The sequence below is a fragment of the Methanobacterium subterraneum genome (assembly GCF_002813695.1).
In the GTDB taxonomy this organism is placed as follows: Archaea; Methanobacteriota; Methanobacteria; order Methanobacteriales; family Methanobacteriaceae; genus Methanobacterium; species Methanobacterium subterraneum.
On record NZ_CP017768.1, the window covers coordinates 1,255,428 to 1,277,990 of the forward strand.

Consider the following 22,563-nt stretch of genomic DNA (forward strand, 5'->3'; position numbering starts at 1 on the left):
GAAAAGATAAATAAAATTATTTAGAAACCTTCAATGCTTCCATCCCTTCCAGGAAGCACTCCGCAAAAAACTCCACCTGGGTGGGGGGTATGGAGAAGCTCACCCTTAAGTAGCGGTGCCCGAAGTGTTTACTGGTGTAGGACCCTTCCCTGGCAAATATTTTCCGTTCAATGAGGTAGTCTGCCATTTCTCGGGGGGTGACTCCAGTGTCGATCATGTCGATGGCCATCATGTTCCCATCGGAGGGGTATACTGCTATGTGGGCCCCGTCTACCTGGTCCACGGCCTGTTTGATTATGTCCTGGTTCTGGCGGGTGGTTCCTTTCACCCGGTCAATCCATTGTGGTTTGGATTCTATGGCGGCCATGGCCCCGTTCTGAGCTACCACGTTGGTTCCCAAGTCGTTGATAACTATGGAGCGTATGGAGTTGATGATTTCTGGTACTCCGATTATGGCTCCAATCCGCATACCGGCCATTCCGTAGATCTTGGAAAAACTGTACACAGTCACAGTGTGCTCCGGACAAACCTCTGCCATGAGTTGATGATCATGGGCGAAATCTCGATAGGTGATATCATGTAAGAGGTAGATGTCATGATCCTCAGCAATATCCTTGAACTCCTTTCGCTCCTGCCTAGTGTAGGATGATCCCAAGGGGTTGAGTGGATCAACTAGGGATACCAACTTCGTATTCTTATCCAAATTCTCACTAACCAGTTCCGGAGTGAGCTTGTAACCACATGTCTCATTGTAGATGGGTACTGATTTAACATGGTCCCCGAAACGGCTGGCGAAGTTATCAATGATCAGGTATCCGGGGTCACAGGTGATGGTATTGTTTTCTGGCTCCAGGATGTCATTAGCACAGAGATAGAGGGATTCTGTTGCCCCGGCAGTGATCAGAATATCATATTCACTACCCAGCCCCATGTCATCCATTACCAGTTCCTTGAGACGTGGAAAACCTTCTGGTGGGGGGTACTTGCAGTAATCATTCTCCTGTATACTGGCAATCATGGCTTCCATGATCCCGTCCTTGTCATGAAGGTGATTGGTGTTTTGACCCATCCAGATCATGTCAGGATCACTGTAAACATAGTTGAAAAATTCGTTAGCTGATTTAAAGCCTTTTGGCAGTACTTTTGTGGCTTTAGCGTACTTTTTGGGTGAAATCATATCTCTCACAACACAATCCATCTTATTTTTAGATTAAAATTAGAGATTTAGAATTAGTCCTTTTAGACCAGGGAAACTTCCATATTGATACCTTCCCTAAGGCAATATTCTAAATTCCATGGGTGAATGTAAACTTGCACCATGATCATAGGATGCATTATATCATCATTTATCATCACTTAATTTAAAACTATCTATCATCTATATTAGACCATTATCCACGATGCGGAACCGGGTGCGCAGTCCTTCCGCTCGGCTGCGATGCCTTTTCAAGATGGCATATCTTTCCCCACTAACATCTCCCCGCTCCAGTTCAACCATGATCTTGCTTCGGTATTTTAAAATAGTGCCCCCCACTGGTTCCACCATTCCCTCACCTTCAAAACTGGCGTAGACCTGGTTGGTGATCACCACTGCAATGTCGTGTTTACGGGCCAACCTTGTGAGTAATCCCATTTGCCTCCCTAGTTCCAGGTTGATCTGGGATGAGTCACCATCCCGAACCCGGTAAAGGGCTACTGCAGAGTCCAGGATAACCAGTTCCACCTTTTCACCAGATTCTACCATCTTTTCAATCCTGCGAAGGGTTGAATCCTGTTCCGTGAAGGTTGATGGTTCGAATACTATAATGTTAGAAGCCAGCTCATTGAATTCGGTTCCTGATATCTGTTTAACTCTTTCTATGGATAATCCACCCTCAGTGTCCACGAATATCCCGTTTTTACCGGTTTTGGCGTTTTGGACCAGGATGTTAAGGGCGATGTTTGTTTTACCAGACCCTGGGGGGCCGTAGAACTGTGTTATAACTCCTTTTTCAATACCCCCACCAATTAGAGAATCAATAGGGGATGATGTGGGTATCTTGCCCTTTTCTTGTATATTAGATAAAATTTCTGACATCTAGACGCCTGTTAATTTATTTAAATTGAATTAATACATTAAGAATATTTCCATTACCTATTACTTGGATTTAATCCATATAATTATAAGTAATTATTATTTAATTAATAATTATTAATATTTATTTATAGTTTCACCTTTTGAAGATATTTAATCGAGTTACAAGTCTTTACAATTTTAATATATTGAAGTAAATTTTAAAATTAAATATATTAATAGTAATTTATCTTGCATTTATTTAACTCATTAAGGATAGATTTCACGGGAAAAAATCAAACCCCTGTGTTTATCCCAGAAATTGGCGTAGTTTCACCATTCCTGCACCTTCCCTTACTATCCGGGGTGGGTTTACTGTTAAATCTACCACTGTGGAGGAGATCCCACCTGGGCAGGGTCCAGAATCAATGAGGATATCTGGATTATCATCCAATTCCCGTTGTGCTTCCTGGGCTGATTTGGGAGAAGGGTGGCCAGAGAGGTTGGCACTGGTGGTGGTTATGGGGAATTCCCGGGAAATATCCTTGCAGATAGCATTATCCGGGATTCTTACCCCTATTTTATCCATTCCCCCAGTTATCTGTGAAGGTACTGTTTCTTTCTTATTCAAAATAAGCGTGTAAGGTCCAGGGAGGATTTTCTGAATTATTTTTTCTGCTTGCAGATTCATATGAGCTACTTGGTTAATATCTTCTATTTTAGAGACACAGACAGAAATTGGCTTATCTAAAGGCCTCACCTTCATGTGGTAAACATTTAAAACAGCCTTTTCATGGAATATGTTGGCCCCTAATCCATATACGGTATCAGTAGGGTAAACCACAGTCCCCCCTGCACTTAGTACTTCCCGGATCATGGCCATTTTATTTTTTTCTGGATTGTCTGGATCAACTTCAATGACTTTCATCTTTCATACCTTTAACTCCAAAGTATATATTCTTATAAAACCCATAATCGAATTATGCTTAATAAAGTTCGGCCTCACATTCAAAGATTCATCAATCCCATAGCCAATAAAATCGGTTTACACCCCAATATTCTCACCATCATTGGATTACTGGTTAGTCTTTGTGCTGCCTATGCATTTTCCCAGAAAAGTCTCCTGTTAGGGGGGCTTCTGATCCTTTTAAGCGGTTTTTTCGATGTGATTGACGGTGCGGTAGCCCGGAATAATAACACCAAGAGTAAATTCGGTGGTTTCCTGGATTCCACATGTGACCGCTTCGCAGATGCATTCATAATCATCGGAATCATTTATGGTGGATACGTGAACTGGTTCTGGGGCATTCTTGCATTACTCGCCTCTTTGAGTGTGAGTTATGTTCGGGCCCGGGCAGAGGTGGAGGGAATTAGATGTGATGTGGGGATTGCAGAGAGGGCAGAACGACTGTTCATAATACTGGGGGGAGCATTGATTGGATACTTCACCAACCCCCAACTGGTCATGTCACTGGCCATTCTCCTGGTAGTTATACTGGGATATGTAACGGTCTTGCAACGTGTTTATCACTCCTGGAAGGAACTTAAAGATATTTAACCATGATTAAAGTACAATTATTACAAACGGGTTCAACATGAGTTTAATTTTTATTAAACGGATTAAGAAAAATATATTACTTTAATTAAGCACATCTGTGATACTATGGATGCAATAGGGAGAATTAAAAAGGATTTGGAGCTTTTTGCAAAAAATATAAAAGAAATAGAATCTATAAAACTCCATGGTGAAGAGGGTAAAATTGTGGAAATGGCCCGGAACTATCGGGATGACACCACCTATTACCTGGAACATGAGGATTATCTCACCTCTTTTGGCTGCATAACCTATGCCCACGGACTTTTAGATGCAGTACGTCTCTCACACCACCTCATAAAGGATGAATAGATTTTAGAGGATAAAGATTAAAGGATAAAGATTTCATCAATAGGATGAAGGTATTAAAATGAGGAAGTTCTTTGGTCGAGAGTCCATGGTGGAGGGGCACTCCCGCCATCATGTGGAACTGGTTTACCAGTGCGTCCAGAAACTTAGAGAAATCATGCCCCCCTTTTATCGGGGAGAGTTCGATATTCTGGATGCTAAAGTAATTGAAATGTCAATCCTGGAAACCAAGGCCGATGAAGTTCGCCGGATTATGGAGATTGAATTTTTTAAGGGAGCTTTCCTTCCCTTTGATAGGGAAGACCGGATTATCCTGGCAGAACTGGTGGATAATGTGGCAGACATGACCCAAGAAGCTGCCTATGGAATTAGTCTCAGTAAGATCACCTTCCCCCCAGATTATAAGGATGATTTTGATGAACTAGTGGATGAAGTTATTGATTCAATTGCTGTTTTAAAGGAATGTATTGAACTATTGGATGTGGATCTGGAAAGAGCCCTCAAGAAAGCCCACGAAGTTGAGGAAAGGGAAATTAATGTGGATATGATCGAAAGACGTATAATTAAAAAACTCTATCAATCCTATCGTGATGATGAATTTGGAATTTTAAGATTATTAGAACTCAAAACCATGGTCACCCGTTTAGGGAATATTGTGGACCGGGCGGAGGATGCCTCGGACCGGGTTCCCATCATCGCTGCTAAGAGAAGGGGTTGAAATCAGTTTATTTTTATTTTATATTTTATATTATTGATGTAAAAGGGATATTAATACTGGAAGAATCTAAATGAATCATAATACTATTTTAAAAGACGATGAAAACATTCTGGAAGCAGGGAAAGATTTCCAATACCTTTTAGACCGTGGTTTTCCCCGAACGGGTTCTCTGGAGTTTGTAGGGAACCATTATCTTCTGAACCAGTTAGAGCGGAATTATTTAAACCGCACTGTTTTTTCCCACCAACAAATTGAAAGACGAAAAGGTAAATTAATTCTTCTTTCGGATATTGATGGTAGGGATGTTCTCATGGACGGATACAATGTTCTCATCACCACTGAAACCATATGCGAGGGTGCCGATGATTTAATTGTAAACTGTGATGATGGTGTTACCCGGGATATTAAGGCTGTCTTTGGCAAATATAAAGAAAACGAAAGCACCAAAGAAGCCCTTAATTCGATTATTTCCTTACTGAAACTTTTCAATCCTAAAAGTGTGCTTTTTTTCTATGATAGTCCGGTGAGTAAGAGTGGGGATCTGGCCAGAACCACCCGTGAAATTTTAAATTCACATCAAGTAGTGGGGGATGCTGAAACTTCAGAAAATGTGGATAAAACTCTGATAGATTTATCTCAAGAACTAGAGGCTGTGGTGGCCACCAGTGATGGTATAATAATTGATAAAGTAAATAGCGTCCTGGATATACCTGGTTACATTTCAAGAGCCAACAAAAAAAATAGTTAAAAGATTAAGATATTAAAGATTTATTCTCATTTTAAGAGCCCTAACAATAGCATATTCTAAATGGTCACGTTTTATGGGTTTGCTTACTACAATAGCATCATCCGGTAACTGTAATGATTTACTTAAACAGTTTTTGATAAAAACTGTTAAAAATATAACTGGAATATTAAAAGATGAAAGTATTTGTTTGGCGGTTTCTACTCCACTTAATTCACCTTTTAACTCTAAACTGATTAAAATAAGGTCTACTTTTAAGTTACGAGCTTTAGAGATTGCATCAACACCACTGGAAACAGTGCCTACCACGTGATGATCCAGATTTTCTAAAATAGTATTTAAATTCCTAAGCGTGTTTATATCATTTTCAACCAGGAGAATATTCATAAAACTCAGCAGAATATAGTATTTTTGAAAAATTCGACGTAAGTAATAATTAAAATAAAAAAGAAAGATATGATTAGAGTAATTCGTCCATATCCTCTAATCTACCTTTTAATTTTTCCATTACACCCGGTAATGAAGTGTATTCCATTTCATCAGCTGGTAATCTGTGTGGTTCAAAAGGACCGTGTCTTCTCATGTAATCAGCGATTTCAGCTGCTTGTTTTCGGGCAGGATCATATGCTGGGTCATCGAACATGTCAGCAGGACCCACCAGTTTACAGTCAGCGATCTGGAATCCGAGAGCCATTACACGTGGTGGTCCGTCAAATCGTACAGGGTAAGCGTTTTTCTGTGCAACAGGCATTAATGGTCCGTTGTGGGAACCTCTCATCCATCCACCTACTAAGTGTGGGAATGCAAATGGTTCAACAACTTCTCCTGCTGCTGGGAATCCAGATTGAGATCTTACAATAGCCACTGGGTCGTCTTTACCCACGTATGCACCGGCCATTAAGTTTAGTCTTTCGGTACTGATAGAAGCAGCGATTTCATTGTCGTCTATTCTTCTGACTCTTTTTATTACATAACGGCTAATGGTACCAATGAGGGCTAATAAGTCGTACATTTCAGCAGGACATTTAAGGGTTACTTTTTTGTGTTCCATTACATCAAATACTTCAAATTCAAATCCATTGTGTAATGATGGGTCAATTACTAATCCTGCAGTGTTGAATGGGTCTGCGAACATTCTAAAGATAGGCAGGTTAAAGGCACCTGGTTCGGTTTTGTCCATACAAAAGACAACCACCGGGTCACTGGGTCTTTCTTTGAATTCCATTTCGGCGCATCCTGGACCCATTCCTTTAATGTTTCCAGAGAAAGTGTCCACCAGTAAGTCCTGGCCGGCACCATAAAGTTTCAGTTCTTTGGCAACTGCAGTTGCTTCAGTAAATGCAGTAAATGCCAGTTCATGGATCTCTTCGTTTTCTTCACCATGACGGTGAGTCATAATGAGCTCAGTGTCGTCACCACAGTTGGTGACATAAAAGTCTTCTAAGAGGGATTCTTCCTTAGCTTTTCCTAAAATTTCTTCACACTTGGAAAGTAGTGCGGGGTGAGTTAATCCGTGACCTGCTATACTTCCAACATCTGCTTTTATCACACTAATGGTGGTTTTCATATTCTTTACACCTCTAAAAAAGTCATGAACGTTTAAAACAGCATTTAAATGCTGAAAAAGGGCAGTTCGAATCAATGGTTATAAACCAGTTTTCTTTACAAAAACTAGTGCAAAAACAGTCTTATGCCTGTTCTTATCAACCCTTTCTTATTGACAAATTATGATGAGAGAGACATATAAAAGTTACTATGCTCCCTTTTCGCTGCCCTCCATGGACTTAAATATTTTCTGGAGGGGATTTAATATTATTTAACATTCTTCCAAAATTTCACGAACTGCATGGGCCATTTCCATGGTGGTGGATGTACCGCCCAAGTCGACTGTGAGATATTTTCTCTGTTTTAGAACCTTTAACAAGGCTTGTTCCAGTTTAAAAGCTTCTTGATGTTCTTCCAAAAACTGGAGCATGAGACTGGTAGATAGTATCATTGCTGCAGGGTTTGCCGCACCTGAACCAGCTATATCCGGCGCCGACCCATGAACGGGTTCAAATAATCCATTATTGTCCCCTATATTGGATGATGGTACCATTCCAAGACCTCCAACAAGCCCGGCACCCTCATCAGATAATATATCTCCAAAGAGGTTGGTGGTGACCAGTACCTGGAAGCGGTGGGGATCTTGCACCATGAACATGGCCGCAGCATCCACGTATAGTTCATCTACCTCCATATGGGAGTATTCATCCATTTCAGTGTATTTCCGGGCAATTTCCCAGAATGCCTGGCGAAAAACACCATCGGTCTTTTTAAGGACATTGGCCTTGTGAACTGCAGTAACCCGGGTCTTACCAAGTTTAAGTGCCTGCTTGAATGCAATTTCTGATATTCTCTCTGATGCTTTCCGGGTGATGACCCTTAAAGCGGTGGCTCCCTCCTCAGTTTCCTGTTCAACTCCAGAGTACAATCCTTCACTATTTTCACGAACTATTAAAAAATCCAGATCACTGTAAATTGAATTAACACCAGGATATGATTTCACCGGCCTTAAATTGGCGTAAAGACCCATTGCTTTCCTAAGGGTTATTATTGCACTTTTCTGCCCCGGAACTGTTGTAACCGCCCCGAATAATGTTGCGTCACTGTTTTTAGCCATTTCAATAGTTTCATCAGGTATGGTGGTCCCTGTTTCATGGTAACAATCATTTCCTGCTCGGGCTTCTTGAAACTTGAATTCAATGTTAAGTGCCTCCAGAACATACATGGCTGCTCCCATTACTTCTGGACCTATGCCATCCCCTGGAATTACGGTTATTGTGTACATTTTATCTCCTATGCCCTTGTGAAATTTGGTATACTCAGCGTATATTTTAAATCTGTGTTTTGGAATAATTTTCAATAGAGACAGTCTTTGGTTAATATTTTCCTGGAACTTAATGATGAACGTGTTGCCTAGCCCATCCAGTTCTAAACTTCTAATTACTTGGTGAATAGGACTGTTACCATAATATGCATTTTAAAACTTTTATTCCACGATGATAATCATTATTAAATAGTGTGTTATTTGCATAAAATATATGGCCTATTAGATACATATTATATTTTTCTAAAGGTATCATTCATGGACATGTCCCATAAAAACTATATTAAATTAATTTTCAAGGGGAGATATTAGTTATGGAAGTTGAAAAAAACATCAAAAGGCTGATTGAAACTTTAAAAGATGATGATGAACTTGTGCAAGTCCAAACTATGGAAATGCTGGAAGAAATTGGGGAACCCGCAGTAGACCAGCTTATTGATGCCCTGGATAATGAGGATAAAAATGTCCGTATGGGGGCAGCTAAGGTACTGGGCTTGATTGGTGATGGGAGAGCTATTGATCCCCTCATTGAAACCATGAAGGATGATAATAAATGGGTGCGTAGGGCTGCTTCCGGTTCCCTGAGTAACCTGGGCGAATCTGCTGTGGAACCACTGATCAAAACTTTAGAGGATGATGATTGGAGAGTCAGAGGAGGAGCTGCATGGGCTTTGAGCAGCATAAAATCCCCTGAAGCATTAGATCCATTGATCAAAGCAATGGATGACGATAGTGGATTTGTAAGGGCTGGTGCGGTAATGGCACTCGGAAACATTGGTGGGGAGAAAGCTGAAAAAGCACTGCAGGAAGCACTTGAAGATAAAAGCGGATATGTGCGCCGAGTTGCTCAAGGTTTTCTGAATAAAGACTAATTTTTTTTATATATTTCCATTTTTAAATTAATTTCAGGGACAGTAAACCTAAATAATAGTTTATTTATAAGGGATCGGGTGTGAAATGAAGGTTAGTGTGATAGGTGCAACAGGAAGAGTGGGCAAAGCCGCGGCTTTTAGTCTGGCAGAGGAAAGTGTGGTTAGTGAAGTAGTACTGGTATCCCGTGAAAAAAGTCTGAGCCAGGTCCAGGGGGAAGCCCTGGATATGAATGATGCCATGGCTGCCAAAGATATTAGGGTTTCCATAACCCCCACCTCCAATTTTGAGGATATATCTGATTCTAAAATTGTAGTAATAACTTCAGGAGTTCCACGAACTTCTGAAATGACTCGTATGGATGTGGCTGTTCCCAATGCCAAGATAGTTGCCGAATATGCGCGCTTAGTTGCCAAACATGCCCCGGAATCAATAATTCTGGTCATCACTAATCCGGTGGACATTATGACTTACGTTGCGTACAAAGCTTCTGGATTTCCCCGTAGTAGGGTGATTGGTTTGGGAAACCACTTGGACTCCCTACGGTTGAAGAACCTCATTGCCAAACATTTCAACATCCATGTTAGTGAGATACATACCAGGATCATAGGGGAGCACGGCGATCATATGGTTCTGCTTCTAAGTTCCACTTCCATTGGTGGAATACTGGTTAAAGATTTCCCCCAGTACCAATCCTTTGATGTGGAAACAATTGTGGACAAGGTAAAAAACGCTGGTAGCTATGTTATTAACAAGAAAGGCGCCACTGAATACGGACCTGCCTTCGCTATCTCCAACACTGTTAAAACCATTATAAATGATGAAAAGAGAATATTAACCCTCACTACTTATCTGGATGGTGAAATCTATGGGGTTGGAGATGTGTGTCTGGGAGTACCGGTCAAATTAGGCATTAATGGTGTTGAACGAATTATTGGCGTTAAAATGAACGATAAGGAATTGGAAGATTTTATAACAGCTGCCAAGACTGTTAAAAAAGCAAAAGATGAAATTATGGCCACACTGGAAGGAGAAATAAACCTTTCAAAATAAATCTTTTTTTGTAAAATTTAAATTAAAAAACTATTTTTTTAAAAAAAAATAATGTTTTAGGGTTTAATAACCCTAAGATGGTAGTTTAACCCTATTAACAATCTTATTTAAAACCCAGTTCTTAATTAAGAATCCAATTTTTACTATTTAGTAGTGTTTTCAACAGGGCCCGGTGTAGGTTTAGGTTTTGGATCAGTTGAAGGTGTATCAGTAGTTGTGGTGTCCGTTGTGTTTTTAACCGTAGTTTTCATGGTGTTGGTTTTGTAGTTAGTTGTGGGTGTAGTATCATAATTACTGCCATTATCATCACTTTTGTTAGTTATGTTGAGGGTGAAATTCCCGGCAGAATTCATAATACCAGTGAAGTAACCCCCAATAAATGCAAATACTACTATTACCGCCACTATAGCGATAGGTGCTTTTTTCATGTATTTTTCACTCCATAATCCACATAATAAAATTTCAGATATTTTATAAATTTGGGATATTTCTTATTAAATTTTTGATCCTAAAAGGACAATTGATGAATTATATATCTCATTGCCCTTATAATAAGCTTATCCTTAAATCATTAAAATATAATTTTTTAATAAGTAAATAATTTAATTTAGGGTTATATGTCTCTGTTTATCCATTATATCTTATATTATAGCCTTATTATTACAGATATCAAAATAATGACAATGGAATGAATTAATTTTTAAAAAATAAAAAAAAGGAGAAGATTGGATTTATACTGTCTCCTCTGAAAGATAGTTGTACACAAATGCCGCCAAAACCGCTCCTACAATAGGACCTATAATATAGATGGGGAAAAATACCCAGAAATTGGTACCTCCTAAGACCAGGTCTCCCAGGTAGGGACCAAAGGTCCTGGCAGGGTTTAAAGATGCTCCAGTTATGTTACCCAGGGTGGTTATTGCACCAGCAACGGTTAACCCGATTATCAGACCAGCGAATCCTGGTGGAGCTTCCCTATCCACAGCCACCCCCATTATGGCCAGCATGAGTAGGAATGTCCCTATAGTTTCCGCTAGAATGGCCTGGAAGTAACCTATACCTTCAAATGGTGCAGTGGCACCTAAGCCTCCAGTGGTTACTGCTCCCATCCCAATTATGTAGGCTAAGGTGAAACTGGCCAGGGCTGCTCCAATAAGTTGAGCAATCACGTAGGGTGCGACATCCCGTGATGGGAATTTTTTCACTGACCACAGAGCTATGGTCACTGCAGGGTTGATATGGCAACCGGATATCTTCCCAAATCCGTAGATACAAGCGGCTATAGCAAATCCGAAAGCCAAACCTATTGCTAACCAATCTCCCAAACCACCAAGCATACCAATTCCAATATTAAAGGAATTAGGGGGTGTTTGACCTTTGCTTATCATTAGGGTAATGATTGCAGCACCAGTACCGAAGAAAACAAGGATGAATGTCCCAATAAGTTCAGCTACTGATCTTTTCATTAAAGAAACCATTCTGTTTATCCCCCTTTAGGTGCTCCTTTTTTTAGGGCCATTGCACAGTATTTACATAGGATTCTGGGTATGGTTTCCTCTATTTTTTCTGCAGGGAATGGATATCCCCCGGTCCATAATTCGGTTTCATGACGAATGGCGTGGTCCATGCACAATCCCATTCCACAGACAATGCATATGGCAACTGCATCGGTTGATTTACCTTCTTCTGCACATATATAACACTTCATAGTTTTCCCCCTTAATCTGTTTAAAATAAATGGGAATGGTTAGTTTTAGTAACTAACCATTTTATTTAATCAACATTGCTTTTTTTATATTGATTATACTGCTTCTCTCCACTGGCAGTGGTTGTGTCTGAAGTCAACCAGGGTTGCTGCTGCACAGTTTTTGCAGGTTCTAGCTGGGGAAGCTGGGCTTTCCTTGTGCAGGGCTATGATGTTGGTCATCAAGGTGGCGGTTACTGGTTCACTGGTCAATAGACATGGGTAATCTGCCAGTCTCATGAGAGATGAGAAACGAACTGTGATGGCACATGCAGGGTAGGTGTAGCGCTGTGGATTCATGATCACCTCATTCTGATGTATTGGTTCTAAGTCCACTTCAAATCCAGCTACTTTAGGTTTAAGTGCGCCTGAAGAACCATTGAGGACTTTACGGGCCTGGTCAATGTGGCCCCATCCACGGTAGATCATGTCCATGAAGTCACTGTTGTGCAGTTCTGCAGCAGCTCCTCGGGTGGGGTATAGTTGCACGTAATTGTGGAATCTTTGTGTTAAGAGATCCACCACTGTAGGTGCGTTGAATCCGTCCAGTTCCAGTATGTACTCCACTGCACATGCTGATGATCCTGTGGCCAGAGCTAGCACCTCATGCTCATTTTTGAAATTTGGAAGAGCTTTTTTCAAGGTTGAATCCATCACTTCAGTGGTAGCTTCTATTATGGCCATGGTGACATCATCTTTACACATATTAAAGGTTGATTGAGCAATGTGGTGGGATATGTCACCCACACAGTATGCTGGGACAGTTAATATGTTACCATAGTGTACATCATCATCCATGGCTGCTTTTATGGTGTTTTCCATTTTATCCCGGTACTGGGACATGTATTTTCGGACATCGAAGGAGGTGTGACCAGCACCATCCATGAGTTCAGCTTGAGCCTCCACCGGGTTCTGGTAGATGTTTTTAATCTCAGCTATTTCATTCTCCACAGCCTGAGCCACGGTGGTTCCTTCTTCAATTTCATTGGCAAAAACTTCACCAATACCATAAGAAGTATTCATTCCCCACGATTTCGCAGCTAATATTGCTTGTTTATGATTTTCAGGAATGTCGGTAGTTTTAACTATTCTGTTTATGGTGTTGCTGGTACTACCTGGCATCAGGGCAAAATCAACCACACAGGTAGGTCCATAGAATCCACCATACCGGCGTACTACTTCTTTACCAATTAGAGCTTCTGCTTTTCCTATGGCTTCAATGAATTTATTAAGGCTTTTTTCAAATTCAGGGTCTTCATCACAAAGTATTTCCAGTATCACTGGTGTTTGATAGTGTTCCACGAAAGGATCATCTTCTGGTCTTATGGTGTCAGTTAAGCTGTCCAGTATGTGGTAATGTGCCTTCACTGAATCCACATGAAGGTTGATAACTGATTCGGATTGCTCGGCTGTTGCTTCCATTTTTTCTACCACATCAAGATAAGCTTTTGTATCTTTGATGCGGAACTGAGTTCCCCTTTTATTTTTAATAGTTTCTACATCGGCTTTTTGAGCCATCATTGCTTCTTGAACCATTTTTTCATAGAGTTCAACCATTAAATCACCCCTTTTTTTAAGAAATCCCATTATTCCATAATAATTTTGTTTTTTAAAGTATTTATAATTGGATTATAAGTGGGCTAAAAAGGACAAAAATCATTATTTTAACCAAATAATAGTTATTAACCGCCAAATGACCTAAAAATTTATAATTTATTTAATAATTTACGTTTGTGGCAGATTGAAAGCTCAAATAATGCCAGAATTCAGAAATTCATAATTTTTTCGTTTTCTTCATGATATCATTGCGTAACGAAAATAATATTCATACATTACTGGTGAAGTTTAAGTTTTTAAATTCTACTACCCCATTTTCCACGGTAGAAATATTTATATGAATGTTCAATTATAACCTATTTAATTAATATTTTTTAAACATTGTACATATTCCCCGGGATATTCGAAATTTTATTTCAAATTTATAATCCATCGGAACGTTATTTCCGGTAACTTTATATTCTATGCTGATTAAATATAACTCGCTTATCTACAAAATAATCTAAACAAAGGCATGAACATGATAAAAATAGGTATTTTAGACTTGCAAGGAGACGTTTCCGAGCACCAAATGATGGCAAAAAATGCTGTTGAAAAAATTGGTCTTAAAGCAGATGTTTCAAAGGTTAAAACAGCTTCAGAGGTAGCAGAATGTAATGGGATTATCATCTCTGGAGGGGAAAGCACTGTAATTGGGAGACTAATAAAAGAAAACAGTATCAACACTGCCATTAAAGAAAACCAAATCCCCGTACTTGGCACCTGTGCAGGCATGGTATTGTTAGGTCAAGAAACGGACTTTGAACAACCATTACTGGGATTGATACCTATGAAAGTTAAAAGAAACGGTTTTGGAAGGCAAAAATTGTCATTTGAGGCGGATTTAAACTTGAATACTCTGGAAACCCCATACCCTGGTGTTTTCATTAGAGCTCCCTATGCCTATGATGTGGAAGATGAAGCAGTTGTAGTGGGGCAAATTCAGGATAAAATCATTGCTGTGACGTATGAACACCATATGGCCACTGCTTTTCATCCAGAACTCACAAATGATACTCGGATTCATGAATATTTCTTAAAGGAGGTTTTAAATTGTGTGGAATAGCAGGAGTGGTATTTAAAGATAAAGATCTTCACCCAGTGGGACGATTCATGACCCGCATGCTTGACGCTCTACAGCACCGAGGACCAGATTCAGCAGGTTTTGCCCTGTACGGTGGTCTTGGACTGAGAGAACATGAATATCTGTTAAACATCGAGGTTAAAGAAAAACCTGGACTCTTAGATGAAGTTAAAACCAAGGTTGACACCGCTTTCCCCATTGAAAGTGAAGAAATAATCCCTTCAGTTGAAAATTACATCATATACCGTTGTAAAGTAGTTCTAGAATCATTTTCACAACTTAAACCATTGATCATGGATGTGGACAAAATTGATGATGTGATTGTCCTCAACGGAGCCCATTCATTCGAGATGATCAAGGATGTGGGGCTGGTAAAGGATATCGCTGCCCGTTACAATACCGAAGATAAGATGGGCACCCACGCCATTGGTCACACCCGTTTTTCCACCGAAAGTATAGTGGACCGCTACCATGCCCACCCCTTCCAGAGCTACATCATACCGGACATCACCGTGGTTCACAACGGACAAATTACCAACTACTGGAAAATAAGGGACCCCTTAGAACGTAAAGGACACGTCTTCGAAACAAATAATGACACGGAATGTATTGTGCATTACATAGCTGACAAATTATCCCAGGATTACAGTTTAGAAGAAGCTTTGGAACAGTCTGTGAAGGACATGGATGGTCCCTTCTCATATATTGTAGGCACACCCAACGGAGTGGGAATTGCCAAAGACCAGCTGGGACTGAGACCAGGTGTTATGGCTGAAAATGATGAAGTATTTGCCGTTGCCTCAGAAGAAGTGGCCCTAAGGGAAGTTATGGACACCTCTAATATTGAACAGATATCCCCTGGAGAAAGCCGTGCTTACACTATCTAAGGATGTGGAAAAATGAAGGAATTTAAAATTGACGCTCAAAGGATAACCCCCCAGGAACTCAACCGAACCATTAAAAAGGCAGCCCAGGATAATGACCGCATAATTATTGAAAACCCCAACGCTATGCATTACATGGTAGCAGGACTCACAAAACCTGTAGAGGTAGTCATTGACGGTTCAGCCGGTTATTTTGCCGGCACCATGATACACGGAGCCCGGGTACATATAAATGGAAACGCGGGCTGGTTCCCTGCCGACAACATGACTGAAGGAGAAGTAATTATTGACGGATCCGCTGGAGACGGAGTTGGTCAGGGAATATACGGAGGCACAGTTGTTGTACGTAAAGACGTAGGCTCTCGTACCGGGGAAATCATGAAAAACGGGACCATCATCGTGGGTGGAAACTCAGGATTCATGAGCGGCATTTTCATGATGGGAGGTCGCATGATCATTCTGGGAGATATCTCCGATGATGCTGGTGAATCCATAATCAGGGGAACTATTTACGTGGGCGGTGAGATCAAAAGCCTGGGTAAAAACGCCAAAATAGATGAACTGGAAGAAAAAGAAAGAAATGAACTGAAGAAACTCCTGGAAAGTTACAACTTCCACCTGGAAGAAGATAAATACCAGAGATTCCGTAAAATAGTGCCCCGCAGTGCCCGACCATTCTACGGCCAAGAATCAGAGGAGGGAAAATAAATGACCAAAAACACTAAAGGAGAGAGTGTTACCCTCGTAGGAACTCCCTGCCACATCATTGCCGCCGAAAAAATGGACCATTACCCAGAGATCCTGGGAGATTCTCCAGTGGAATTCAAGTTAGGACTCTTCTGTATGGAAAACTTCTCCCACAGCTACTTAAAAGAGTTCCTGAAACAGGAAAACATTGAAATTGATGATGTAAACCAGTTCAGAGTAGAAAAGGGGCATCTCTGGGCCCACCTTAAAGATGGGGATGTGTTTAAAGTCCCCCTATCCAAGGCCAAAGTCTGCATGCGGAAAAACTGCCAAGTATGCATGGATTACACATCTGAACTGGCCGACTTATCAGTAGGATCAGTGGGATCAGCCCCAGGATGGTCCACTGTAATAGCTAGAACAGAAAAAGGACTTAAAACCCTGAATAAAGCTGAATCTAAAGGTTACATTGAAACTAAACCCATGGAACAATCCGGTATTGTGTTATTGGAGAACTTAGCTAATAAAAAGAAAAAAGAAAACAAGGAAGAGATAAAAAAGAGGGAATCAGTCGCCAGACCAGTACTCTACCGGAGATACATCAACGACACGGAATTCAGGGAAGAAGTCTCATCATGCCAGTTCAACGACTTAAAAGCAGATGTGGTGGATGTGGGTAGTTGTGTGCTCTGCGGAGCCTGTTATTATGTATGTCCAGAGAACATAATATCCATCGAAGACCGTAAACCACAACTAAAGGGAACCTGCCCCCCAGATTGTAATCTATGTTACGTGGCCTGTCCCCGCACTTACCTTTCCCAGGAAGTCCTGCACCGGGATCTGGATCAAAAACCACTGGGAGACTACCTGAAAATAGTATCTGCCCGTGCAGATGGTGTGGACGGACAGGACGGAGGAGTGGCAACTGCCATTTTGAACTTTATTCTAGATGAAAACACAACTGATGAGGTAATTGTTGTGGATAAAATGGATGATAATCCCTGGAAACCAGAAGCGATCCTAACTTCCCAAGTTGAAGATGTGAAAAAAGCCGCTGGTACCAAATACTCAGCTGCTCCAGTTTTCAAGGTACTGAAAAATGAAGATTCTAAGAAGGAGGTGTCCTAGATGCCTTTTAAAATAGAGAGAAATCAGGAACTATGCAAGAGAAACTTCGACCGTCCTGGTTGCTGTTGGTATCTATGTGACAACCGGGATGAGAAGTTGTGTCAGAACTGTTACTCCTGTTACAATAACTGTCCCCACGGAGTATACGAGATAGTGGATGACGAACCATATCCCCTGCACCATGAAAAATGTGTGGGTTGCCGCATCTGTGAGGAAATGTGTCCTAACAATGCCATCGAAGTGAGTGCCACACCTGAAGACATCAGGAATGTGTGGAGCTTCAACGATCTGGTGGAGATCAACCGTAAATCCACTGAAGGATCCTACAAGGTCAGGGGATGTGGAGCCACCAGACCCTTACCCACCTTTGATGATCTGGTAATTGTACCGGCCCAGGTTTCCAGACCACCCATCGACAAATACCGGGAACCCTGCAACACCCGGGTAGTTCTGGGAAGTCGTTACGCTGAAAACCCACTGGTTATAGATACACCAATAATGATTGCAGCCATGAGTTTCGGAGCACTCTCCAAGGAAGCCAAAATCGCCCTGGCCATGGGCGCTACCCTGGCTGGAACTGCCACCAACACCGGTGAAGGGGGAATGCTTCCTGAAGAACGAAAGTACGCCAATAAACTCATTGCCCAGTACGCTTCTGGCCGTTTCGGGGTCAGCGCCGAATACTTGAATAAATCGGATGCAGTGGAGATCAAAATTGGTCAGGGGGCCAAATCAGGTATGGGAGGCCATCTCCTGGGAGAGAAGGTCACCGCCGAGGTCTCCAAGATCAGGATGATACCAGAAGGTACCGATGCCCTGAGCCCAGCCCGACACATGGATATTGTGGGACCGGAAGACCTTTCCATGAAGATCAGTCAACTCCGGGAAATCACCGATTGGAAAATACCAATCATGGTGAAGTTCACCAGTGGACGTGTCAGTGACGATGTGAAAATCGCTGCCAAAGCCGGTGCAGATGCCATAGTAGTGGATGGTATGCAAGGAGGAACTGGAGCCGGACCCGATGTGGTCACTGAACACAGTGGAGTGCCCACCATAGCCGCCATAGTGGAAGCAGACGAAGCACTCAAACACATCAACCTGAGGGAAGATGTGAGTCTCATAGCTGCCGGTGGAATAAGGAATGGTGCCGATGTGGCCAAAGCCTTAGCCCTGGGAGCCGACGCCTGTTACATTGCCACCAGTGCCCTGGTGAGTATTGGCTGTCGTGTATGTCAGATGTGTTACGCTGGAACCTGCCGTAAGGGAATCGCCACCCAGAACCCGCAGCTACGACGTAGGCTGGACTACTTGGAAGGTGGTAAACGCGTGGCCCGTTACATTGAAGCCATGACTGAAGAAGCAGTGATGCTAACTCAACAGGCCGGTAACACCGATTTACTTAAACTGGAGAAGGATGATCTGAGGGCTTTAACTGTGGAGTCATCAGCCATGACTGGAGTTAAGATGGCCGGTCTGGAAGCACCTATAAGGGGGTAATTCCCCATATTCCTTTTTTTTAATTCCTTTTTCCAGGTTTGAAATTTTTTAAATTTTAACTGCTATTTTTTGGATATTTCCTGATTTATTGATGATTTTTGAATATTGCAGATTTATTGTTAAAATTACTATTTTTTTAGGTAACTTTAATGAATTTAACTTGTTAATATCAAAATTAAGTCATTATGCTCTTTTTCCTTAAATCCAAATAACAAAATTATTTATATAACGAAAACATATCGGAAGTATGTTTCCCCCAGCCTATTGCCATCAGCTTCCGGTGTCTACCATGGACCGTGCCAAAAAACTGGGAGAACCTCTAAAAAATGTTGAAAGTGGAAAAACAAAATTTAAATGAATTATTTATAAAAAGGAGGAAATATTAATGGATCCTATTTTTAGTAGTGGTGATACGGCCTGGATGTTGATATCCACTGCCCTGGTAATTCTCATGACCATACCGGGATTAGCTCTCTTTTATGGAGGACTTATCCGTCGAGAAAACGTTTTAAACACATTGTTTTTATCATTCATTACCTTTTCAATAGTAAGTGTACTCTGGTTTATTTATGGATATGATCTGGCCTTCGGTGCTGATATATGGGGAGTCTTGGGGACTCTAACCAACCCATTCTTCAATGGAGTGTTAGAATCAGGCACCCTATCTAGTTACGCCCCCACCATACCCGAAGGACTTTATGCCGTTTTCCAGATGACTTTTGCAGCCATAACCGTGGCACTTATCAGCGGCGCAATTGTAGAACGGATGAAATTCTCGGCATGGCTGGCCTTTGTGCCACTCTGGTTAACCATGGTCTACCTGCCCATTGCCCACTGGGTATGGGGCGGAGGATGGCTATTCCAGATGGGAGTGCTGGACTTTGCCGGGGGAATAGTAGTACATTTAAGCTCAGGTATAGGTGCCCTGGCCCTGGTGTTATTGGTGGGTATTCGAAAGAATGCCAGACTACTCCCCCACCACCTTGGCTATTCAGTAATTGGTACCGGACTCCTATGGTTTGGTTGGTTCGGATTCAACGCTGGATCTGCACTGGGAGCAACTAACCTGGCAGTTTCAGCCATGATCGTCACCAACACCTCTGCAGCCATGGGAATGCTGGCCTGGGTGCTCATGGACAAACTTAACACTGGAAAACCAACCCTACTGGGAGCTTTATCCGGAGCAGTAGCAGGTTTAGCTACCATAACACCTGCCGCTGGTTATGTGAACATTACCTCCGCACTGATAATTGGTTTCATGTCCTCAGTGATCTGTTACTATGCAGTCAGTCATCTTAAACCCTTAATCGGCTATGATGATGCTCTGGATGTATTCGGTATCCACGGAATGTCCGGGATCATAGGAACCCTGGCTGCAGGTATATTTGCAACCCCCCTCATAAACAGTGCCATAAAAGGAGGTCTCATAGCCGGTAACCCTGCTCAACTTGGAATCCAGCTCCTGGCAGTAGTTGTTGTTGGACTTTACTCCTTTGTAGCCACCTATCTTATTGGTAAGGTTATAGATCGAACTATTGGTCTGAGAGTAGAAGAGGATCATGAAGTGCAGGGACTGGATCTTAACCTACATGAGGAATCCGGTTACAGACCATAATAGGCATCTATAAAAATACAAAACTGCCATAACCCCTTATACAATAATCATTGAGGTGATTAAATGAAGAAGATCATGACCATCATCAGACCTGACAAACTGGAAGACGTGAAACAGGCCCTGGAAGATATTGGCTGCCTGGGGATGACAGTTAAAGAAGTTAAAGGACGTGGAATACAGTTGGGAATTACGGAAAGTTACCGGGGGAAAGACTACAAAGTCGACCTGCTTCCCAAAACCCAGGTGGAAATCGTTGCCCCAGCAGAAGATGTGGAAGCGATCGTGGATACCATTGTCAAAAGTGCTCAAACTGGTTGCATTGGCGATGGAAAGATTTTCATATCTCCTGTAGAAGATGTAGTGCGAATTCGTACCGGAGAAAGGGGAAAAAAAGCCATTTAACTTAATTTCCCCACATTCTTCTTTTTATTAATCTATTGTTAAATATCCATTTTGGGCCCTAAATTTCAAAATCCGAATTGTAATAATTCAGATACAAGTTTTCAGATACAAGTTTTATTTTTTTAAGTATATACCAAAACACTGTATTAATTCCCAGAGAATATTCAGGAAAACCTGCCAAAAATATAGAGAATGGGCATTTTATCTAACGTTTGACCAAAACATTTATAAGGAGGAAGGTACAATGATCAGATGTCGGAAGTATGCTTCCGATATCCGGTAATTGGGGTGAATTTTTCATGAAGTAAATAGTGAAAAAAAGTGGAAAAAAGTGCTTTAAACATTGACCTAAGCCCAAAACAGCCCAAAAAATATCTTTAACACTTTAAAATAGTGTTTGTATCTTTGTTTACAAAAATCTAGAGAAAACCCAAATATAAAAAAATATGATGGAATAAAGGAGGAAAAAATCAATGGACCCTGTCTTAAACAGTGGTGATACCGCGTGGTTGCTCATCTCTACCGCACTGGTAATGCTCATGACCGTGCCTGGGGTGGCGCTATTCTATGGAGGTCTCACCAAGAAAGTAAATGTATTAAACACAATGTTCATGTCTCTTATCGCATTCTCAATTACCAGTATCATCTGGGTACTTTACGGTTACCAGTTCGCATTCGGAGAAGACATGTTATTTGGAATAATCGGAAATCCGGTTAATCTTCTATTCAGTGGAATAGGAGTAGACCAGTTATCAACACTGGCAACAACCGTGCCCGAAACAGTATTCATAGCCTTCCAGATGACATTTGCCGCCATCACCGTGGCACTGATCTCCGGTGCAGTGGTGGAAAGGATGAAAGTATCCTCCTGGATGGTATTTATAGCTGCCTGGGTTTCCCTGGTATACGTACCTATAGCCCACTGGGTATGGGGTGGAGGATTCCTGGCACAGTTAGGTGCTCTGGACTTCGCTGGCGGTACCGTGGTGCACATCAACTCTGGTGTAGCTGCCCTGGCCCTGATATTACTGTTAGGTAAAAGAAAAGACACCAAACTACTGCCTCACCAGTTGGGTTACTCCATAATCGGTGCAGGACTATTATGGTTCGGCTGGTTCGGATTCAACGCAGGTTCAGCATTAACTGCCGGTGGACTGGCAGGAAGTGCATTCATAGTAACCAACACTGCAGCCGCAGCAGCCATGATCTCCTGGGTAATAATCGACTACCTCAAAACTGGTAAACCAACAGTACTGGGTGCAATATCCGGTGCAATAGCCGGTTTAGTGGCAATCACACCTGCAGCAGGTTTTGTAACTGTGCAGGCTGCTGTGATCATCGGCCTAATAACCAGTGTAATTTCATACTTTGCCATAAGCTACCTCAAACCAAAACTGGGTTACGACGATGCCCTGGACGTAGTTGGTATACACGGTATGTCCGGTTTATGGGGTGCTCTAGCCACTGGTTTATTCGCCGCACCATTTGTAAATGAACTGGGAACTGGATTATTCTACGGTAACCCTGGACAGTTACTTACCCAGATAGTTGCAGTGGTGGTAGTGGCAGCATACAGTTTCGTAGCTACTCTTGTAATCGGTAAAATCATTGACATTGTCATGGGACTGCGTGTGGACGATAAGGAAGAAATCGAAGGACTGGACATCACTCAACACGAGGAGACCGGTTACCGGATCTAATAAATATGCGCA

General features: G+C 41.7%; 24 protein-coding genes. 14 read left to right on the forward strand and 10 right to left on the reverse strand.

The window, feature by feature from the left end; genetic code table 11:
- Positions 1-16: 16 nt before the first annotated feature.
- The 3 genes from BK009_RS06030 to BK009_RS06040 all read right to left on the reverse strand — a co-directional run bounded on the left by BK009_RS06030 (position 17) and on the right by BK009_RS06040 (position 2,981).
- Positions 17-1,177 carry a pyridoxal phosphate-dependent aminotransferase gene (locus BK009_RS06030; RefSeq protein WP_100909229.1) on the reverse strand — a complete coding sequence of 387 codons (1,161 nt, stop codon included), beginning with the start codon at positions 1,175-1,177 and terminating at the stop codon, positions 17-19.
- A gap of 201 nt (positions 1,178-1,378) precedes the next feature.
- On the reverse strand, positions 1,379-2,077 hold the full coding sequence (radB, locus tag BK009_RS06035) for a DNA repair and recombination protein RadB (protein WP_100909230.1): 699 nt from the start codon (positions 2,075-2,077) through the stop codon (positions 1,379-1,381).
- A gap of 286 nt (positions 2,078-2,363) precedes the next feature.
- Positions 2,364-2,981 carry an L-threonylcarbamoyladenylate synthase gene (locus BK009_RS06040; RefSeq protein ID WP_100905839.1) on the reverse strand — a complete coding sequence of 206 codons (618 nt, stop codon included), beginning with the start codon at positions 2,979-2,981 and terminating at the stop codon, positions 2,364-2,366.
- Between the two features lie 54 nt (positions 2,982-3,035).
- Here BK009_RS06040 and pgsA point away from each other — a divergent pair, with 54 nt between their 5' ends.
- From pgsA to BK009_RS06060, 4 genes are all read left to right on the forward strand, one after another.
- The gene (gene pgsA, locus BK009_RS06045; protein ID WP_100905838.1) at positions 3,036-3,611 is read left to right on the forward strand and encodes an archaetidylinositol phosphate synthase; all 576 of its coding nucleotides are present in this window, start codon (positions 3,036-3,038) and stop codon (positions 3,609-3,611) included.
- 105 nt (positions 3,612-3,716) lie between these two features.
- Positions 3,717-3,959 (forward strand): DUF357 domain-containing protein, encoded by a 243-nt coding sequence (locus tag BK009_RS06050; protein ID WP_100905837.1) that lies wholly within the window; start codon positions 3,717-3,719, stop codon positions 3,957-3,959.
- A gap of 58 nt (positions 3,960-4,017) precedes the next feature.
- Positions 4,018-4,674, forward strand: coding sequence for a TIGR00153 family protein (locus BK009_RS06055; protein ID WP_100909231.1), 657 nt, complete (start codon positions 4,018-4,020; stop codon positions 4,672-4,674).
- Positions 4,675-4,744: 70 nt separating this feature from the next.
- On the forward strand, positions 4,745-5,422 hold the full coding sequence (locus BK009_RS06060) for a DUF434 domain-containing protein (protein WP_100905836.1): 678 nt from the start codon (positions 4,745-4,747) through the stop codon (positions 5,420-5,422).
- A 12-nt stretch (positions 5,423-5,434) separates the two neighbouring features.
- On the opposite strand, the gene BK009_RS06065 is transcribed toward BK009_RS06060, so the two are convergent.
- From BK009_RS06065 to BK009_RS06075, 3 genes are all read right to left on the reverse strand, one after another.
- Positions 5,435-5,806 carry a response regulator gene (locus tag BK009_RS06065; RefSeq protein WP_100909232.1) on the reverse strand — a complete coding sequence of 124 codons (372 nt, stop codon included), beginning with the start codon at positions 5,804-5,806 and terminating at the stop codon, positions 5,435-5,437.
- 73 nt (positions 5,807-5,879) lie between these two features.
- Positions 5,880-6,986 (reverse strand): fructose-1,6-bisphosphate aldolase/phosphatase, encoded by a 1,107-nt coding sequence (gene fbp, locus BK009_RS06070; RefSeq protein WP_100905834.1) that lies wholly within the window; start codon positions 6,984-6,986, stop codon positions 5,880-5,882.
- Positions 6,987-7,235: 249 nt separating this feature from the next.
- Entirely contained in the window at positions 7,236-8,249 is a 1,014-nt protein-coding gene (locus tag BK009_RS06075) for an isocitrate/isopropylmalate dehydrogenase family protein (protein ID WP_100909233.1), read from the reverse strand.
- 353 nt (positions 8,250-8,602) lie between these two features.
- Between BK009_RS06075 and BK009_RS06080 the strand changes: the two genes are divergently transcribed.
- Positions 8,603-9,160 (forward strand): HEAT repeat domain-containing protein, encoded by a 558-nt coding sequence (locus BK009_RS06080; protein WP_100905832.1) that lies wholly within the window; start codon positions 8,603-8,605, stop codon positions 9,158-9,160.
- Between the two features lie 85 nt (positions 9,161-9,245).
- Complete coding sequence (locus BK009_RS06085; RefSeq protein WP_100905831.1) at positions 9,246-10,211, forward strand: malate dehydrogenase; 966 nt, start codon at positions 9,246-9,248, stop codon at positions 10,209-10,211.
- A gap of 143 nt (positions 10,212-10,354) precedes the next feature.
- On the opposite strand, the gene BK009_RS06090 is transcribed toward BK009_RS06085, so the two are convergent.
- From BK009_RS06090 to BK009_RS06105, 4 genes are all read right to left on the reverse strand, one after another.
- Complete coding sequence (locus tag BK009_RS06090) at positions 10,355-10,639, reverse strand: hypothetical protein (RefSeq protein WP_100905830.1); 285 nt, start codon at positions 10,637-10,639, stop codon at positions 10,355-10,357.
- A gap of 303 nt (positions 10,640-10,942) precedes the next feature.
- Positions 10,943-11,689, reverse strand: coding sequence for an MIP/aquaporin family protein (locus BK009_RS06095; protein WP_100905829.1), 747 nt, complete (start codon positions 11,687-11,689; stop codon positions 10,943-10,945).
- A 5-nt stretch (positions 11,690-11,694) separates the two neighbouring features.
- A complete protein-coding gene (locus BK009_RS06100) occupies positions 11,695-11,919 on the reverse strand; it encodes a DUF2180 family protein (RefSeq protein WP_100905828.1) in 225 nt (74 codons plus the stop codon).
- 93 nt (positions 11,920-12,012) lie between these two features.
- A complete protein-coding gene (locus BK009_RS06105) occupies positions 12,013-13,512 on the reverse strand; it encodes a DUF2193 domain-containing protein (protein WP_100909234.1) in 1,500 nt (499 codons plus the stop codon).
- 520 nt (positions 13,513-14,032) lie between these two features.
- On the opposite strand from BK009_RS06105, the gene pdxT reads away from it, so the two are divergent.
- The 8 genes from pdxT to BK009_RS06145 all read left to right on the forward strand — a co-directional run bounded on the left by pdxT (position 14,033) and on the right by BK009_RS06145 (position 22,551).
- Positions 14,033-14,617, forward strand: coding sequence for a pyridoxal 5'-phosphate synthase glutaminase subunit PdxT (pdxT, locus tag BK009_RS06110; RefSeq protein ID WP_100909235.1), 585 nt, complete (start codon positions 14,033-14,035; stop codon positions 14,615-14,617).
- Complete coding sequence (locus BK009_RS06115; protein ID WP_100905825.1) at positions 14,605-15,522, forward strand: class II glutamine amidotransferase domain-containing protein; 918 nt, start codon at positions 14,605-14,607, stop codon at positions 15,520-15,522. Before pdxT ends, BK009_RS06115 begins: the two co-directional genes overlap by 13 nt.
- Before the next feature lie 12 nt (positions 15,523-15,534).
- Positions 15,535-16,227 carry a GltB/FmdC/FwdC-like GXGXG domain-containing protein gene (locus BK009_RS06120; protein WP_100909236.1) on the forward strand — a complete coding sequence of 231 codons (693 nt, stop codon included), beginning with the start codon at positions 15,535-15,537 and terminating at the stop codon, positions 16,225-16,227.
- A complete protein-coding gene (locus BK009_RS06125) occupies positions 16,228-17,334 on the forward strand; it encodes a Coenzyme F420 hydrogenase/dehydrogenase, beta subunit C-terminal domain (protein ID WP_100909237.1) in 1,107 nt (368 codons plus the stop codon). It abuts the gene before it with no gap.
- Complete coding sequence (locus BK009_RS06130) at positions 17,335-18,834, forward strand: glutamate synthase-related protein (protein WP_100905822.1); 1,500 nt, start codon at positions 17,335-17,337, stop codon at positions 18,832-18,834.
- Positions 18,835-19,219: 385 nt separating this feature from the next.
- A complete protein-coding gene (locus tag BK009_RS06135; protein ID WP_100906921.1) occupies positions 19,220-20,449 on the forward strand; it encodes an ammonium transporter in 1,230 nt (409 codons plus the stop codon).
- 63 nt (positions 20,450-20,512) lie between these two features.
- Positions 20,513-20,851 (forward strand): P-II family nitrogen regulator, encoded by a 339-nt coding sequence (locus BK009_RS06140; RefSeq protein ID WP_100905820.1) that lies wholly within the window; start codon positions 20,513-20,515, stop codon positions 20,849-20,851.
- Between the two features lie 473 nt (positions 20,852-21,324).
- Positions 21,325-22,551, forward strand: coding sequence for an ammonium transporter (locus BK009_RS06145; RefSeq protein WP_100909238.1), 1,227 nt, complete (start codon positions 21,325-21,327; stop codon positions 22,549-22,551).
- Positions 22,552-22,563 lie beyond the last annotated feature (12 nt).